Genomic DNA, 15,367 nt, shown 5'->3' on the forward strand with positions numbered 1-15,367 from the left:
AGTATCCGTATTCTTGCAATATTTACGTGACGTTCGGCAAGTCGGGCAGGGAAGTTTCCGTATCCCGGGGCCATGGAAAATGCCGACCGCGCCTGTTTGACGCGACCGGCATCCCCGGTTCCGGCGCTTCGGAACCTCAGGCGGACAGCTTTGCCGCCGTGCGTGCCACATGCGCACCCTGGAACCGCGCACCCTCCAGCTCGACTTCGGACGGCTGACGCGATCCGTCGCCGTCGGCGAGGGTCGTTGCACCGTAGGGCGATCCCCCCTTGATCTCGTCGAGGCCCATCTGGCCCTGGAAGCTGTAGGGCAGTCCGACGATGACCATGCCCTGATGCAGCAGCGTGGTGTGGAAGGACAGGATGGTGCTTTCCTGGCCGCCGTGCTGGGTGGCGGAGGACGCGAAGACACTGCCAACCTTGCCCACCAGCTTGCCCTGCACCCAGAGGCTGCCGGTCTGGTCGAGGAAATTGCGCATCTGCGCGGCCATCATGCCGAACCGGGTCGGGGTCCCGAAGATCACCGCATCATAGTCGGCGAGTTCCGACGGCTCGGCGACTGGGGCAGCCTGGTCGAGCTTGATGCCTGCGTTCCGTGCCGCCTCCTCCGGCACCAGTTCCGGCACACGCTTGACGGTGACTTCCGTACCGTCGACGGAGCGCGCGCCGTCTGCGATTGCATTGGCCATGCTTTCGATATGGCCATAAGAGCTGTAGTAGAGCACCAGTACCTTGGTCATTGTCCCGGATCCTTCCGTTGGGATGTTCGATGGAAATCCATCTGGTCGGGACCGGTCCATTTGGCAGGGGTGCGCCGACATTGCTGACGGGGCAAACATTTCGGCAGTGGTGAAATGGTGTCTAATGAATTGAATTTGCTTGTGTTTCCATGCCGTAAACAATCTGTTGCGTGGAACATGGCTTGACGTGCGGGGCAGCAGGATGGGCGCAGCAGCCGTGATCGGCGGACAGGAGAACCACGGTGGCGACCGCCGCCTGCTGGCCCGTGCGCAGGCACTGGAGGTCCAGTTCGGCGGGCGCGCGGTACTGAGCGGCGTCGACATGGACATCGCGGCCGGAGAGATCGTGACCATCATCGGCCCGAACGGGTCCGGCAAGACGACCCTGGTCAAGGCCCTGCTCGGCCTGATCTCCGTGACGCAGGGCAGCGCCCGACTGATGCCGGGCACCCGCATCGGATATGTCCCGCAGCGTTTCGGCGTCGATGCCGTCCTGCCGCTTCGGGTCGACCGGCTGATGACGCTGACGGCGCCAGCCTCCGCCAGCGCCATCGGTGCGGCGCTGGAACGTGTGGGCGTGGCGCATCTGCGGCGCGCGGATGTCGCCAGCCTGTCGGGCGGCGAGACGCAGCGGGTGCTGCTGGCGCGGGCACTGCTGCGGCAGCCGGACCTGCTGGTACTCGACGAGCCGGTGCAGGGGGTGGATTTCGCGGGCGAGGCGGCGCTCTATGCACTGATCGGTGAGTTGCGTGACGAGATGGGCCTGGGGGTTCTGATGGTCTCGCATGACCTGCATGTGGTGATGGCTGCGACCGATCAGGTGCTTTGCCTGAACGGCCACATCTGCTGTGCCGGGGTGCCGTCGGACGTTTCCCGCCATCCCGAGTTCCTGCGTCTCTTCGGGCGTCAGGCCGCGGCCACGCTGGCCGTGTACCGGCATGAACACGATCACGACCACGACCTGCATGGACATGTGGTGGCCGACGAAGCGGACGGTGATCACGCGCCGGACCCTCACGGGCACGGTCACCATGCCCACCATTCGCATTCAGGGCATGAGTGATGCTTGATGATTTCCTGTTCCGGGCGCTGCTTGGCGGCGTGATGGTGGCGCTGGTCGCGGGACCACTGGGTTGCTTCGTGGTCTGGCGGCGCATGGCCTATTTCGGCGACACCATGGCCCATTCCGCGCTGCTGGGTGTCTCGCTCGGGCTGCTGCTCTCTATACAGCCGGTCATCGGTGTCGCGCTGGTGGTGGTGATCGCTGCATTTGCCCTGTTCTGGCTGGAACGGTTCCGGTGGCTGGCGAGCGACACCGCGCTCGGCATGCTGGCGCACGGCAGTCTCGCCGTGGGCCTGGTGGTGGCCTCCACGGTGCCCGGCCTGCGGATCGACCTCATGAGCTATCTGTTCGGTGACATCCTTGCCATCGGACGCCAGGACCTGATCTGGATCGCCGCCGGTGTCGCGATCACCATGCTCGCCCTGGGCCTGATCTGGCGGGATCTGCTGGCTGCGACCGTACAGGCCGACCTGGCGAAGGCGGAGGGCGTGCCGGTGGGGCGGGTCCGTCTGATCTTCGCCCTGCTGGTGGCGCTGCTGATCGCGGCGGCGATGAAGATCGTCGGAATCCTGCTTGTTACAGCCCTGCTGATCATTCCGGCAGCCGCCGCCCGCCGGGTGAGTGGCTCGCCGGAAGTCATGGCGCTGGTCGCGGCATTGCTGGGGGCGATCTCGGTTGGCGGGGGACTTGGTCTGTCGCTGTGGATCGATTCACCCTCAGGCCCCAGTATCGTCCTGGCCGCGATCATTCTCTTCGTGCTGGTGCTTGCCGGAACAGGTCTGGTCGCAGGCGGCACTGACAGGCGGCGCTGAAAACCTGTAGAGTGCGGAAATCACGCGCACATCTGCTCTGGGAGGGGCAAATGCGGTCAAGATCACTCGCTGCCATCGTTCTGTTGCTGGGGACCGTTCTGACCGTCGGGGTGCGGGCGCATCCCCATGTCTGGATCGACAGTTCGGCGACGTTCCGGTTCGATGCTTCCGGGCAGGTCCGCGCCGTGACGCTCATCTGGCGCTTCGATGACCTCTATTCGGCCTTCGCCATCCAGGGGGCCGACGGGAACCGCGACGGTGTCACCACGCCGGAGGAACTGACCGAACTCGGCAGCATCAATGTCGAGTACCTGAAGCAGTGGAACTATTTCACCAGCATTCTGGCGGATGGGGTGCAGGTTGCCGTCGGCACGGTCGACAGCTTCAGCAATGTGAACGATGACGGCATCCTGACGTTCAGTTTCACGCTGCCTCTGGTCACGCCGGTTGATCCCCGCCAGCAGCTGCTGCGCATGTCCAGCGTCGATCCCAGCTACTACATCGCGTTCCAGAATGACGCGGAGCGCCCGGCCGTGGCCACCGGGGACATGCCGCCGGAATGCAAGGTCGCGACCTATGGACCCGAAGAGACGCCGAAGACGGTCAGCGACTCCCTGGCCATGAGCCTGGCCGCGGATCAGAACTGGGCCTCCAGCTTCGCGCCGAAGGTGGCGATTGAATGCACCGACTGATTTCCAGGTGCCTGCCGCTGCTGCTCCTGCTCGGCTGGCTCGGATTTGCGGGTTCGGCGGCGCTGGCGCAACAGGCCTCGCCCTTCCAGATGCCCGGCAAGCCCGCGGCCGCGGAGCCCGCCAGTGAACCTGGCATGTACGAGCGACTCATGTTCCAGGTCCGGCAGGTCCAGTCGGAACTCTATCGCGAACTCTCACTTGGCGTGCGCGCCCTCAAGAAGGACTACAGCCTGTCCACGGCATGGGGCCTGATCGCGATCAGCCTGCTCTATGGTGTGTTTCACGCCGTCGGTCCGGGACACGGCAAGGCCGTCATCACCTCCTACCTGCTGGCCAACGAGCGCGCGGTGCGTCAGGGCATCGTGCTTTCCCTGCTCTCGTCGCTGATGCAGGGGGTCACGGCGGTGGTGCTTGTCGTGGGCGGGGCATGGGTCTTCGACCTCGCCGGGCAGCGTCTGCTCGACAGCGCCTGGTCGATGGAACAGTTCAGCTTCGGCCTGATTGCCGCCGTCGGCCTCTACATGATCTGGCAGGTGCTGACCGGTCGCGGGCATCATCACCATGATCATGACCACCATGAGGGACACGGTCATGACCACGACGGGCATGATCACAGCCACAGCCACGGTCACGATCATGGGCATGTGGCGCTGCCGCCAGCCAGTGGCGACGGGCAGGGGCTGACGCTGCGCCGGGCCGTGCCGATCATTCTGGCCGTCGGCATCCGGCCCTGCGGCGGGGCACTGATCGTGCTTGTCTTCGCATTGACGAACGGGCTCGTGTTCGCCGGCATCGGAGCGACCTTCGCCATGTCGCTGGGTACCGGCCTGACGGTCTCCGTCCTTGCCATCCTGACGCTGACATCGAAGGGCCTGGTGCTGCGCTTCGCCCGGCGCGACATGTCCTGGGCGGGGCGGATCGAGACCGGGCTGCGACTGTTCGGCGGCCTGGCGCTTCTGGCCTTCGGTGCGCTGTTCCTGCTGGCAAGCATGGGTGCCCCGCGCTCACCCTTTGGCATCTGAGCCTCGTCCGGCTTGCTGCACAAGGTATCTGCCCGTCATACTGCCCCGGTCAATCTCGGGGAGGATGAAGGACATGGCAGACACCGCCTGGAATGTAACGGAACCGGACACCTATGACTGGAAGGCGATCGTCGATGGCCTGAACCAGTATCTCAGGCTCCGCACCACACCCATCGGCATGAAGCTGTTCCGCACGGTGGAGGAGATGGAGGCGATACCCCGCATCCGTCGCCCGCGCGCCATCCACACGACTGATCAGATCGTCGGGCAGGCATCCCGGCTGGGCTGGACCGTCGGCATCACGATGGCGGATCTGGTGGGGGCGCAGTGCGGCGCGGTCATCGGCCTGCGTCCGCAGGATGACGAATGGCAGTCGGGTCGCGGCATGGTCGGCGTCTGGTACGAGACGGAGACCGATACACGTGCGCACCAGGGGGCGATGAATGTGGTTCCTGCCGGTCAGTACGAGGCCATGGCCTGCTCCCCGCTGGTGGCGGGGCGGCTGGACCCGCCGGACATTGCGCTGATCTATGCGACCCCGGCACAGATGATCCTGTTCATCAACGGCCTGCAGTGGGCCGGATACAGGAAGCTTGACTGGGCCTGCGTGGGGGAAAGCTCCTGCGCCGACAGCTGGGGCCGTGCGCTGAGCACCGGTGAACCCAGCCTGTCGATTCCCTGCTTCGCGGAGCGGCGCTATGGCGGCGTCATGGAGGATGAGCTGCTGATGGCCATCCCGCCGAAGTTCCTGCCCAAGGTCATCGACGGACTGGCACACCTGTCCGGCAACGGCCTGCGCTATCCGATCCCGCAGTACGGCATCCAGATGGATGTCCGCGCCGGCATGTCGGCGTCCTACGGCGACCGGTAGACGGCTGAAGATACCGCGCTTTCCACTCCTGGGCGCACGTCGCGCCGCAGGAGCGGAAAGGCAGGTTTCAGGGGAACAGGGCGATCTGTTCGATGCCCGTGGTCTCGGGGAAGCCGAACATCAGGTTCATGTTCTGGATCGCCTCACCCGATGATCCCTTGACCAGATTGTCGATCACCGCGACGACGATGGCGCGGCCCGGAATGCGGTCGGCATAGAGGCCGATCTGGCAGTAGTTCGACCCCCGGACGTTGCGGGTGGCGGGGGAAACACCCTCCGGCACCACATTCACGAAGGGTTCGTCGGCAAAGCGGCTGGTGAGGGTCTGGCGCAGGTCGTCAACGCTGGCCCCGCCCACCATGCGCACGTAGCAGGTGCACAGCTCACCCCGGTTCATCGGCATCAGGTGCGGCGTGAAGTTGACGTGGGTGTCGGCGCCGCCCGCAGCCTTGGCAATCTCCTGCTCGATCTCCGGTGCATGCCGGTGGGTGCCGACGGAATAGGGATGAATGCCCTCGCCGACCTCACAGAACAGCAGGTTCTCCTTCAGGCCGCGCCCGGCACCGGAAACACCGGACTTGGCGTCGATGATGACATCGGCCACATCGACCTGCCCGGCGGCGGCCAGCGGCACCAGACCCAGCAGGGCGGCGGTGGGATAGCAGCCCGGATTGGCCACCAGCCGCGATGACCTCACCCCTTCGCGATAGAACTCAGGCAGGCCATAGACGGCCAGGGGCTGGATCTCCGGCGCATAGTGCTCATGGCCGTACCATTCCGCATAGACGGCGGTGTCGTCCAGCCGGAAGTCGGCGGAAAGGTCCACGACCCGGATGCGGTCATTCTCCGTCAGGATCTGTTTCACGATGTTCTGCGTCGTGCCATGCGGCAGGCCGCAGAAGACCACATCCGCATCGGCGGTCGGCCAGTCGATCTCGTCGATGCTGACCAGTTTCGGCAGGTCCAGGCCGATCAGATGCGGAAAGACCTCCGCGATCTGCTTGCCCGCGTGGCGGTCGGCGGTCATGAAGCTGATTTCGACATTCGGATGGCGGACCAGCAGTCGCACCAGGTCGCCGCCGGTATAGCCGCTTGCCCCCAGAATGCCCGCCTTGATCATCTTGGCCATTGTTCCTGTCCCGAATTGTCCGCTGCGTTCGTGCAGCCGCCGGGTTTTACGGGACTGCAGGGCAGTGTTGCAAGCGGCCACTGCCAATTCCCTCCCGCACCGATTCCGACTAGGTTCCGCCGCACCGCGCTGAAGCGGCCCTCTTGCCGGAGCCCGGATGGAACCGATCCTGAATATCGTGCTGCCTGTCTTCGCCATCGTCGGCGCGGGATACCTGTGTGGTGTGCGCGGCCTCCTGGGGGAGGACAGTTCGGTTGCGCTGAACCGTTTCGTCTACTGGGTGGCGCTGCCCGCGATGCTGTTCCGGGCCATGGCGACGGTCGATCTGGCGCAGGTCTACAATCCTGGCTTCTTCCTGGGATTTCTCGGCGCTGTCGTGCTGATCGGGGTCATCACCACGGTCGTGGCCTGCCTGCTGTTCCGGCGCAATCTGGCGGAGGCGGCGATCCATGCCATGAACGGTGTCTATGGCAACTCCGGCTACATGGGCATCCCGCTGGCGCTGACCGCGTTCGGGGACGCCGCCGCGCTGCCCGCGATCGTGGCCACGGTCATCAATACCGCGCTGGTGGTGGGGGTCGCCATCTTCCTGATCGAGTTCGGGACCAAGGGCGGCGGCAATCCGTTCCGCGTACTGGGCAATGTGCTCTCCGCCATGGCCCGCAACCCGATGCTGGTGGCACCGGTCCTGGGCCTGTGCTGGGCGGCGACCGGCGTCAGCCTGCCCGTGCCGGTCGATTCCTTCACCAATATCCTGGGGGTCGCGGCGGGACCCTGTGCGCTGTTCGCCATCGGCCTGTTCATGGTGGGCAAGCCCCGCAGTGAGGGGCGGGTGGAGGTCGGCGTGATGACGCTGACCAAGCTGGTGGGTCAGCCTCTGGTCACGGCACTGATGGTGCTGGTGATCCTGCCGGTTGATCCGCTGTGGGCCAAGGTCGCGATCCTGATGGCGGCCCTGCCGACGGGGGCGGGCAGCTTCGTGCTGGCGCAGGCATACGGCGTCTATGTGCTGCGCACCTCGTCGATGATCCTGACCAGCACGGTACTCTCGGTCGCGACGATCTCGGTCTATTTCATCTTCTTTCCACCCGGTTGAGGGGGGCGGTGACGGCAGCAGTCAGGCGGTGATGGCCCACAGGCTGCTCTCCAGCACCGGGACCGGGCGCGGGATGAAGCCTGCCAGCCGCGCGACGTCGTCGGCCATGTGGTCAAGGCAGTAGCGGCTGCCGAACAGGACGCGCAGCCTGCCGCCACTCAGCAGCGGTGCCACCCCGTTCTGTTCGTTGTAGCCGCGCAGGGCCCAGCTCCGCGGATAGCCGCCCGGCAGGAACATGTCGTGGATGTGGACCAGCACACCGGCGGGCAGGGCGGGAATGACATTGTTCAGCAGGTGATCGACATCGCTGCCGGGCATCAGGATGTGGCTCGAATCGATGGCCAGCAGATCGCCCGCGACCAGATCGGCGAAGCTGTCTGCCGGTGCCGCCTGAACCACTGTCTGCCGGATGCGGATGCCCAGGTCGTGAATGTCGGCACGCGGTGCCGGATCGATGGCCAGCATGTTGACAGGGTAGCCGCCGTCGTCCGCCGCGCGCTTCATGAAACGGGTCGAATGCCCCGACCCGACCTCGACGATGCGGGCAGGGCGGTGATGACGCACCATGCAATAGGCCGCCGCCGCGTCGAGACCGCCGAACCAGTCCTGCAGCCAGCGCGGCCGGGCCGTGTCATCGGTGGCCGAGATCGCCAGCAGGTCTTCCCTGTACCCGCTGATCACCTGCAGCAGGTTCAGGCAGTCGCCCCGTGCGGCGTGAAAGAGGTCAGCAATTGCGGGATAGGCGACCACAGGCGCCGGTGCAGGTGTCACCACCTCCGCCGCGTGGCGATAGGGGATGAACCAGCCCTGCACGTCACCGTTCAGCGTCGCCTCCGCCATCGTGCGAACGCGTGTGGCGAAGTCGGGCTTGCCAGCGCCGGTGCCAGTGGTGCTCGATCTGGTGCTCAGGGCTCGATCACCATGCCTTCACGGGCAACGATGGAGCCGGGCCGAGCGCTCTCCACATCCCTTGCCACACCGTCCATGAAGTCGTCGTCATGTTCCGGGTCGTGGTGGAAAACCACGTAGGTCTTCGCATTTGCCTCATCACACAGGCGGACGCCGGCCTCCCAGGTGCTGTGGCCCCAGCCGACGCGGGTCTTGTATTCCTCGTCGCTGTAGCTGGCGTCGTAGATCACCACATCGGCGTCGCGCAGGAACTCCACCAGAACGGGGTCATTGCCTTCGCCGGGATGCTCCGTATCGGTGATGTAGCAGATCGACTTGCCCTCGAACTCCACGCGATAGCCGCTGGCGTTGTTGGGGTGGATCAGGGGGGCCGTGCGTACAGTGATGCCGTCGCCCAGGTCCAGCGTCTCGCCGGAGCGGAAGTCGATGTAGTCGATGTTGGCATTGAAGATCGCGGGCGGCACCGGAAACAGGGGCGCGATCATCATGTCTTCCAGCACGCTGGACAGCGTGTGGTCGGGCAGCAGATGTCCGGCCCAGACACGAAAGTTCCAGCCGGGCACGAAGAACGGCACGAAGAACGGCAGGCCACAGACATGGTCGAAGTGGGTGTGGGTCAGGAACATGTCGGCCTGGTGCGGCTTCTGCTGCGCCATCTTCTTGCCCAGGTAGCGGATGCCCGAACCGGCATCGAACAGCAACGTCCGGTCGCCCGCCGTGACCTCCAGGGACGAGGTATTGCCGCCATAGCGGATCACATCCTGTGCCGAGCAGGCGATAGAGCCTCTTACGCCCCAGAACCGTACCGAGAATTCATTTTGATCGGCCAAGTGGCTCCCCCGATGAAGGTGCGCGGACCATTTGAATGATGGCTTGCAGGCGCCCGTGGACAGTGCGCCTGTCCTTCGACTACGTATACTGTGCTTTTGGACAGGAAAAGCCAAGAAACTGCGACGGTATGCACATACCGGTCGGGTTTTCGGCCACCGGGGGGAGAAAGACACGTGGATCCATTGCAGGTCACACGAGAGGGCGGTGTTGTCACCCTGCGGCTGAACCAGCCGGAGAAACACAATGCGCTGGATCTGGCAGCCATGCGGAACCTGACCGACACCCTGAACGACCTCGGCTCCGACAGCACCATCCGTGTGCTGGTTCTGACCGGGGCGGGGGAGCGGACGTTCTGTGCCGGCGCCGACCTGACTGGCGTGGACGAGAACTTTCCCTGGTGGGAGAACCCGCTGGACACGATCTCGTCGCGGCTGGAGGCATTGCCCTTCGCGACCGTCTGTGCCCTGAACGGCGCCGTCTACGGCGGTGGAACCGATCTGGCGCTGGCCTGCGACTTTCGAATCGGCAAGACGACGGCACGGACCTTCATCCCGCCGGCGCGCTTCGGCATCCACTATCCGATCAACGGGCTGCGCCGGGCGCAGGAGCGGATCGGCATGTCGGCGGCCAAGCGGCTGTACCTGGCCGGTGAGACCTTCGACGCGACCGAAATGAAGGCCTGCGGCTTTCTGGATCATGCCATTGATCCGGATCAGCACGCGGACTTCGTCACCAGTTACGTGGCGGAACTGGCGGCGATGGCCCCCCTGGCCGTCAAGGGGATGAAATACGTCCTGAACGCCAGCGCGCGGGGCAACCTGGACTATGCCCGGGCGATGGAGGGGGTGCGTGAGTGCTTTACCTCCGACGATTTCCTTGAAGGACGTGCCGCCATTGCCGCGAAGCGCAAGCCGGTCTTCAGGGGCACCTGAGTCCGCCATGGAAGGAGAGACCTGATGCCCGCAACGCGCGCAGACCTGCAGGCCCGCCTGGATGCCCTGGGGATCACGACGGAAACCATCGAGCATGAGGCCGTGTTCACGGTCGAGGAAGCCAAGGCCCATCGTGGCCAGATGTCCGGCGGCCACATCAAGAACCTGTTCCTGAAGGACAAGAAGGGCGGCCTGTGGCTGGTTGTCTGCCTGGAGGATCGCGGCGTGGACATGAATGCCCTGTCGAAACGGCTGGGGGCGCCCCGTTTCAGCTTCGGCAAGCCGGACCTGCTGATGGAGGTTCTGGGCGTGGAACCCGGTTCCGTCACGCCCCTTGCGGTCATCAATGACCCCGAGGGGCGGGTGAAGCTGATTCTGGACGCGGACCTGATGCAGCACGATCCGGTCAACGCCCACCCGCTGGTCAATACGGCGACGACGCGGATCGCGCCCGCCGACCTGCTGACGTTCTGCCGCGACTGCGGTCATGAGCCGGTTCTGAGCCAGATCGACGAGCGCCAGGACTGATTGGCCCAACCCGCGCATTGCCCTTCACCGCCGAACCCCCTACATCTTGGCCAGCTCCGCCGACCGGGGCCGGGATTGACGTGCAGAGGTAGGACAGACATGGAAACCATCATCGGACAGCCGCAGGGACAGGCACCGGGGCAGGCCGCCGCAGCGGACCTGATCAAGGACAGTTCCATCGCGACCTTCATGGAGGATGTGATCCAGGCATCGCAGGAAGTCCCCGTGCTGGTGGACTTCTGGGCGCCATGGTGCGGCCCCTGCAAGCAGTTGACCCCGGTTCTGGAGAAGGTCGTGACGGAAGCGGGCGGCAAGGTCCGCCTGGTCAAGATCAACATCGACGAGAACCAGGAAATCGCGCAGCAGATGCGCATCCAGTCGATCCCGGCCGTCTTTGCCTTCAAGGGCGGACAGCCGGTCGATGGCTTCATGGGCGCGCTGCCCGAAAGCCAGGTGCGGGAATTCATCGACAAGGTGGCCGGTGGTATCGGCCCCAGCCCGGAGGAACAGTTCCTGGAGGCCGGTACGGCGGCGCTGGAAGCAGGCGACGGCGAGACCGCAGCCGGTGCCTTCGCGCAGATGATCCAGGCCAATCCCGAAAGCCCGCAGGCCTTTGCCGGGCTGATCCGGGCCTATGTGCTGATGGGTGACTTCGACGGTGCCCAGCAGATCCTCGACCAGGTGCCGGTGGCGATTTCCACCCATGGCGAGATCGCCGGAGCGAAATCCGCGCTGGAACTGGCGCAGCAGACGAGCGATCCGGCCGCGATGCAGGAAGTCAGCCGCCTCGCCGCCGCGCTGGAGGCCGCGCCCGACGACATGCAGCTGCGGTTCGACCATGCCAATGCCCTGCTCGCCGCCGACCAGCGCGAGGAAGCGGTGGCGGAACTGCTGGAATGCTTCCGTCGTGACCGCGACTGGGAGGAACAGGCGGTTCGCAAGAAGCTGGTGCAGCTCTTCGAAGCCTGGGGCAACAAGGATCCGCTGACGCTCAAGTCCCGTCGGCGCCTCTCGACCCTGATGTTCAGCTGAGGCCGGGGAGGTCGCACGCATGGCCAATCCGGATCGCCCGACCGGGCCGGAGAGCCTGCCGGAGCGAATCGCGATCTTTCCGCTGCGGGGCGCCATCCTGCTGCCTGGCGGGCGGCTGCCGCTGAACATCTTCGAACCGCGCTATCTCGCCATGACCCGCGATGCGATGGCCGGTGGCCGGTTGATCGGCATGATCCAGCCGCGCGAGACGGACGAGGAAACCTACACGCCGCCGATCTATGGCATCGGCTGTCTGGGCCGCATCACCGAATTCGCGGAGACGGGCGACGGGCGCTACCAGATCGCGCTCACGGGCGTCTGCCGGTTCAGGGTGGCACAGGAAGTGGCAAGCGACACGGCCTACCGACAGGTGCTGGCCGACTATTCCGATTATCCGGAGGACTTTGGCGAGGAAGAGACCGCGGGGCGCAGCGTTGACCGCCAGCGTCTGGTGGGCAGCCTGCGGATGTTCCTCGACCGGCAGGGGCTGAAGGCGGACTGGGAAGCTGCGGAACGGGCGAGCGATGTTGCGCTGATCAATTCGCTCTCGATGATGCTGCCGCTCGACCCCAGCGAGAAGCAGGCCTTGCTGGAGGCTGCGAATGTGCCGGAACGCGCGGATATACTGACGACGCTGATCGAGATGTCGCTGATGGCCGGCGATGGTGACTCGCCGGTGCAGTGAAACGACCGGCCTGGCCGGATGGGAACCGCCCCTCAGGGGCAGGGCATGGGGCAAGAGATGACACAGAACACGCTGGACCCGAAGCTGCTGGAGATCCTGGTCTGCCCGCTGACCAAGGGGCCGCTGGACTATGACGCGAAGGCACAGGAACTGATCAGCCGCCGTGCCGGTCTGGCATTCCCCGTGCGCGACGGCATCCCGATCATGCTGGTGGATGAAGCCCGCAAGCTGGACGACGCCGAGGGCGCCGCCTGATGACATCCATGGAGATGTATGATCAGGCCGGGCGGCCACAGCCGACCGAAATCCGTCTGAAGAAGGCGGAGAAGGTGCTGGAGATCGATTTCGAGGACGGTCGCAGCTTCGTGTTTCCCGCCGAGTTCCTGCGGGTCGAAAGCCCGTCCGCTGAAGTGCGCGGCCACAGCCCGACACAGCGCCAGTGGGTGCCGGGAAAGCTGCATGTCGGCTTCGAGAGCCTGGAATCTGTCGGAAACTACGCTGTCCGCATCCGCTTCGACGACGGGCACGACACCGGGATCTACTCCTGGGGTTTCCTGTATGAATATGGCGACCAGTACGAGCAGATCTGGGACCGCTACTGCGAGACCCTGGACGAAATGGGCCTCAGCCGGGAGCCCTGATCAGCGGCCCCTGCGATCCTATCCCACGCCAGTGCGGCGCGCTGGGTACCCGGGTCAAGCCCGGGCACGACGTCGGTGGGGTGGGAGAGTTCGGCGAGACCGATCCCCTCCCTCCACGCCGCTCGCGGACTTGATCCGCGAGTCCAGTCTCCCACGCCGGTGCGGCACCCTGGGTACCCGGGTCAAGCCCGGGTACGACGTCGGTGGGGTGGGAGAGTTCGGCGAGACTGCCCCACCCATCACGCTGCTCGCGGACTTGATCCGCGAGCCCAGTCTCCGAGGTCGGTGCGGCACACCGGGCCGCCGGATCAGGTCCGGCGGCAACGTCCGTGTGGGTGGTGACGCCGGTGTTCCCTACACTTTCACACGCAGCCAGATGACAGTGCGCTCAGCCGTGCCATTCCGGCAGGCGGTCTTCCTCCACCGCGTGACAGGCGACCATGGCGGCGCCGACACTGACCGGTTTCGGGGCCTCGCGCTTGCAGCGGTCGGTTGCCAGCGGGCAGCGCGGATGGAAGGCGCAGCCCGACGGCGGGTCGATCGGGCTCGGCACTTCCCCGGCGACGGGCGTACGGGCGCGGCCCGACATGTCGAGATCCGGGATCGCGTCCAGCAGCATCCGCGTGTAGGGATGGCGTGGCGCGGAGAAGATCACCTCCGTCTCGCCCCATTCCACCAGCCGTCCCAGGTACATCACACCGACCTTGGTCGAGACGTGATAGACCACGGCCAGGTCATGGCTGATGAACAGGTAGGTCAGCCCCAGTTCCCGCTGCAGCTTCTTCATCAGGTTCAGGATCTGGGCCTGCACCGAGACGTCCAGCGCCGAGGTCGGCTCGTCGCAGACAAGGAATTCCGGTGATCCCGCAAGCGCGCGGGCGATGGAGATGCGCTGGCGCTGCCCGCCTGAGAACTCGTGCGGGTACTTTTCGCCATCCGCCGCGGACAGGCCGACCTGTTCCAGCAGTTCGCCGACCCGTTCACGGATCGCGGCGTCACCCTTCACCAGCCGGTTGAACCGGATCGGCTCCGCGACGATGTCCATCACCCGCCAGCGCGGATTGAGGCTGGCGTAGGGATCCTGGAAGATCATCTGCATCCGGCGCTGGGCCGTGCGATTGCGGGATCGCGCGGCACCGGAGGAGATGTCCATGCCGTCGAATTCGAGGCTCCCGGCGGTGGGGTTGTAGAGGCCGACCACCAGCCGGGCGACCGTGGACTTGCCGCAACCGGACTCGCCCACCAGGCTGAATGTCTCACCCCGCCCGATCTCGAAGCCGACACCATCGACGGCCTTGACCACGGACCTTGGCCGACGCTCGATCACGCGGTTCAGCCAGGGCGGTGAAACATCGAAATGGCGGACCAGATTGTCGACCTTCAGCAGGGTATCGGTCATTGGCTGTCCCCCTGCGCCGCTTGTTTCTCCATCAGCCAGCAGGACGCGGAATGGCTGCCGTCGCCGATCAGGTCGGGACGCACGGTGTGGCACTTGAAATGCACCTTCGGACACCGGGGGTGAAAGGCGCAGCCATTGGGAATCGCGGTCAGACGTGGCATGGAGCCGTCGATCTGGGTCAGCAGGTCATCGCGCCCGCCGATGGTCGGGATCGCGCCCATCAGCCCCTCCGTATAGGGATGCCGGGCCCGCTTGATGACGTCCTGCACGGGGCCGACCTCCGCGATGCGTCCCGCATACATCACGGCCACGCGGTCCGCCGTTTCGGCGATGACGCCCATGTCGTGCGTTACCAGCATGATGGCGGTCTGGTGTTCGCGGCAGAGCCGTTTCAGCAGGGTGATGATCTGGGCCTGAATGGAGACATCGAGCGCCGTCGTCGGCTCGTCGGCGATGATCAGCCGTGGCTCCGCACACAGCGCCAGGGCGATGACGACGCGCTGGCGCATGCCGCCGGAGAACTGGTGCGGGTAGTGGTCCAGCCGTTCCTCCGCCGCGGGAATGCCGACTTCCTTCAGCAGGTCCAGCGCCCGCGCCCGGGCCTGCTTCTCGGTCAGGTCCATGTGCGTGGTGATGGTCTCGATCAGTTGCTCCGACACCCGGTAGAGCGGGTTCAGGCTGGTCAGCGGATCCTGGAAGATCGCCCCGATCTCCTTGCCCCGGATCTTGCGCATCTCGTCATAGGACAGGTTGTCGATGCGGCGACCGTCCAGCAGGATCTCGCCATCCGCGACCCGGCCCGGCGGTTCGATCAGGCCGATGATGGCGGCGCCGGTCATGGACTTGCCGGCACCGGATTCGCCGACCACACCCAGCACTTCGCCCGGCGCGATACTGAGCGAGATGTCGTCCACCGCGACCAGCGTTCCCTTTCGCGTCGGGAACTCGACGCGCAGGTTTCGGACTTCCAGCAGAGGATTGGCCAT

General features: G+C 65.4%; 18 protein-coding genes. 12 read left to right on the top strand and 6 right to left on the bottom strand.

The genetic code is table 11. The annotated features are described in order from the left end of the window. Positions 1–136 precede the first annotated feature (136 nt). On the bottom strand, positions 137–739 hold the full coding sequence (gene wrbA / locus QGV54_RS02490; RefSeq protein ID WP_281018449.1) for an NAD(P)H:quinone oxidoreductase: 603 nt from the start codon (positions 737–739) through the stop codon (positions 137–139). Positions 740–941: 202 nt separating this feature from the next. On the opposite strand from wrbA, the gene znuC reads away from it, so the two are divergent. The 5 genes from znuC to QGV54_RS02515 all read left to right on the top strand — a co-directional run bounded on the left by znuC (position 942) and on the right by QGV54_RS02515 (position 5,199). After that, positions 942–1,802, top strand: coding sequence for a zinc ABC transporter ATP-binding protein ZnuC (gene znuC / locus QGV54_RS02495; protein WP_281018448.1), 861 nt, complete (start codon positions 942–944; stop codon positions 1,800–1,802). Beyond that, on the top strand, positions 1,802–2,614 hold the full coding sequence (locus tag QGV54_RS02500; RefSeq protein ID WP_281018447.1) for an iron chelate uptake ABC transporter family permease subunit: 813 nt from the start codon (positions 1,802–1,804) through the stop codon (positions 2,612–2,614). The genes znuC and QGV54_RS02500 overlap by 1 nt, the downstream gene beginning before the upstream one ends. Before the next feature lie 50 nt (positions 2,615–2,664). Further along, positions 2,665–3,306, top strand: a complete 642-nt coding sequence (locus QGV54_RS02505) for a DUF1007 family protein (RefSeq protein WP_281018446.1) — start codon at positions 2,665–2,667, stop codon at positions 3,304–3,306. Further along, entirely contained in the window at positions 3,294–4,328 is a 1,035-nt protein-coding gene (locus QGV54_RS02510) for a nickel/cobalt transporter (protein WP_281018445.1), read from the top strand. The genes QGV54_RS02505 and QGV54_RS02510 overlap by 13 nt, the downstream gene beginning before the upstream one ends. A gap of 73 nt (positions 4,329–4,401) precedes the next feature. Further along, positions 4,402–5,199, top strand: a complete 798-nt coding sequence (locus QGV54_RS02515; protein ID WP_281018444.1) for a DUF169 domain-containing protein — start codon at positions 4,402–4,404, stop codon at positions 5,197–5,199. 67 nt (positions 5,200–5,266) lie between these two features. Here the strand turns inward: QGV54_RS02515 and argC are convergent, their stop codons facing one another. Continuing rightward, positions 5,267–6,328, bottom strand: coding sequence for an N-acetyl-gamma-glutamyl-phosphate reductase (gene argC, locus QGV54_RS02520; protein WP_281018443.1), 1,062 nt, complete (start codon positions 6,326–6,328; stop codon positions 5,267–5,269). A gap of 157 nt (positions 6,329–6,485) precedes the next feature. On the opposite strand from argC, the gene QGV54_RS02525 reads away from it, so the two are divergent. After that, complete coding sequence (locus tag QGV54_RS02525; protein ID WP_281018442.1) at positions 6,486–7,424, top strand: AEC family transporter; 939 nt, start codon at positions 6,486–6,488, stop codon at positions 7,422–7,424. Between the two features lie 21 nt (positions 7,425–7,445). On the opposite strand, the gene QGV54_RS02530 is transcribed toward QGV54_RS02525, so the two are convergent. After that, positions 7,446–8,264 (bottom strand): class I SAM-dependent methyltransferase, encoded by an 819-nt coding sequence (locus QGV54_RS02530; protein WP_281018441.1) that lies wholly within the window; start codon positions 8,262–8,264, stop codon positions 7,446–7,448. Positions 8,265–8,329: 65 nt separating this feature from the next. Continuing rightward, positions 8,330–9,163: an MBL fold metallo-hydrolase gene (locus QGV54_RS02535; RefSeq protein ID WP_281018440.1), complete on the bottom strand. Its 834-nt coding sequence runs from the start codon at positions 9,161–9,163 to the stop codon at positions 8,330–8,332. Positions 9,164–9,337: 174 nt separating this feature from the next. On the opposite strand from QGV54_RS02535, the gene QGV54_RS02540 reads away from it, so the two are divergent. From QGV54_RS02540 to QGV54_RS02565, 6 genes are all read left to right on the top strand, one after another. Beyond that, positions 9,338–10,096, top strand: coding sequence for an enoyl-CoA hydratase-related protein (locus QGV54_RS02540; protein WP_281018439.1), 759 nt, complete (start codon positions 9,338–9,340; stop codon positions 10,094–10,096). A gap of 24 nt (positions 10,097–10,120) precedes the next feature. After that, positions 10,121–10,624 carry a prolyl-tRNA synthetase associated domain-containing protein gene (locus QGV54_RS02545; RefSeq protein WP_281018438.1) on the top strand — a complete coding sequence of 168 codons (504 nt, stop codon included), beginning with the start codon at positions 10,121–10,123 and terminating at the stop codon, positions 10,622–10,624. A gap of 99 nt (positions 10,625–10,723) precedes the next feature. Then, the gene (trxA, locus tag QGV54_RS02550) at positions 10,724–11,656 is read left to right on the top strand and encodes a thioredoxin (protein ID WP_281018437.1); all 933 of its coding nucleotides are present in this window, start codon (positions 10,724–10,726) and stop codon (positions 11,654–11,656) included. A 19-nt stretch (positions 11,657–11,675) separates the two neighbouring features. Next, on the top strand, positions 11,676–12,341 hold the full coding sequence (locus tag QGV54_RS02555) for an LON peptidase substrate-binding domain-containing protein (RefSeq protein ID WP_281018436.1): 666 nt from the start codon (positions 11,676–11,678) through the stop codon (positions 12,339–12,341). 57 nt (positions 12,342–12,398) lie between these two features. After that, on the top strand, positions 12,399–12,596 hold the full coding sequence (locus QGV54_RS02560) for a Trm112 family protein (RefSeq protein ID WP_281018435.1): 198 nt from the start codon (positions 12,399–12,401) through the stop codon (positions 12,594–12,596). Then, complete coding sequence (locus tag QGV54_RS02565) at positions 12,596–12,982, top strand: DUF971 domain-containing protein (RefSeq protein ID WP_281018434.1); 387 nt, start codon at positions 12,596–12,598, stop codon at positions 12,980–12,982. The genes QGV54_RS02560 and QGV54_RS02565 overlap by 1 nt, the downstream gene beginning before the upstream one ends. A gap of 388 nt (positions 12,983–13,370) precedes the next feature. Here QGV54_RS02565 and QGV54_RS02570 read toward each other — a convergent pair whose 3' ends face one another. Further along, positions 13,371–14,381, bottom strand: a complete 1,011-nt coding sequence (locus QGV54_RS02570) for an oligopeptide/dipeptide ABC transporter ATP-binding protein (protein ID WP_281018433.1) — start codon at positions 14,379–14,381, stop codon at positions 13,371–13,373. After that, positions 14,378–15,367: an ABC transporter ATP-binding protein gene (locus QGV54_RS02575; protein WP_281018432.1), complete on the bottom strand. Its 990-nt coding sequence runs from the start codon at positions 15,365–15,367 to the stop codon at positions 14,378–14,380. The genes QGV54_RS02570 and QGV54_RS02575 overlap by 4 nt, the downstream gene beginning before the upstream one ends.

It is taken from the genome of Minwuia sp. IMCC3060, from assembly GCF_029909435.1.
Taxonomy (GTDB): domain Bacteria; phylum Pseudomonadota; class Alphaproteobacteria; order Minwuiales; family Minwuiaceae; genus Minwuia.

What these genes read in the sequence shown, in the direction of transcription:
- argC (WP_281018443.1), bottom strand. Translation starts at nt 6,328, where the DNA reads ATGGCCAAGATGATCAAGGCGGGCATTCTGGGGGCAAGCGGCTATACC.
- QGV54_RS02505 (WP_281018446.1), top strand. Translation starts at nt 2,665, where the DNA reads ATGCGGTCAAGATCACTCGCTGCCATCGTTCTGTTGCTGGGGACCGTT.
- wrbA (WP_281018449.1), bottom strand. Translation starts at nt 739, where the DNA reads ATGACCAAGGTACTGGTGCTCTACTACAGCTCTTATGGCCATATCGAA.
- QGV54_RS02545 (WP_281018438.1), top strand. Translation starts at nt 10,121, where the DNA reads ATGCCCGCAACGCGCGCAGACCTGCAGGCCCGCCTGGATGCCCTGGGG.
- QGV54_RS02560 (WP_281018435.1), top strand. Translation starts at nt 12,399, where the DNA reads ATGACACAGAACACGCTGGACCCGAAGCTGCTGGAGATCCTGGTCTGC.
- QGV54_RS02530 (WP_281018441.1), bottom strand. Translation starts at nt 8,264, where the DNA reads ATGGCGGAGGCGACGCTGAACGGTGACGTGCAGGGCTGGTTCATCCCC.
- QGV54_RS02510 (WP_281018445.1), top strand. Translation starts at nt 3,294, where the DNA reads ATGCACCGACTGATTTCCAGGTGCCTGCCGCTGCTGCTCCTGCTCGGC.
- QGV54_RS02525 (WP_281018442.1), top strand. Translation starts at nt 6,486, where the DNA reads ATGGAACCGATCCTGAATATCGTGCTGCCTGTCTTCGCCATCGTCGGC.
- QGV54_RS02500 (WP_281018447.1), top strand. Translation starts at nt 1,802, where the DNA reads ATGCTTGATGATTTCCTGTTCCGGGCGCTGCTTGGCGGCGTGATGGTG.
- QGV54_RS02565 (WP_281018434.1), top strand. Translation starts at nt 12,596, where the DNA reads ATGACATCCATGGAGATGTATGATCAGGCCGGGCGGCCACAGCCGACC.
- trxA (WP_281018437.1), top strand. Translation starts at nt 10,724, where the DNA reads ATGGAAACCATCATCGGACAGCCGCAGGGACAGGCACCGGGGCAGGCC.
- QGV54_RS02570 (WP_281018433.1), bottom strand. Translation starts at nt 14,381, where the DNA reads ATGACCGATACCCTGCTGAAGGTCGACAATCTGGTCCGCCATTTCGAT.
- QGV54_RS02555 (WP_281018436.1), top strand. Translation starts at nt 11,676, where the DNA reads ATGGCCAATCCGGATCGCCCGACCGGGCCGGAGAGCCTGCCGGAGCGA.
- QGV54_RS02575 (WP_281018432.1), bottom strand. Translation starts at nt 15,367, where the DNA reads ATGGCCAATCCTCTGCTGGAAGTCCGAAACCTGCGCGTCGAGTTCCCG.
- znuC (WP_281018448.1), top strand. Translation starts at nt 942, where the DNA reads ATGGGCGCAGCAGCCGTGATCGGCGGACAGGAGAACCACGGTGGCGAC.
- QGV54_RS02515 (WP_281018444.1), top strand. Translation starts at nt 4,402, where the DNA reads ATGGCAGACACCGCCTGGAATGTAACGGAACCGGACACCTATGACTGG.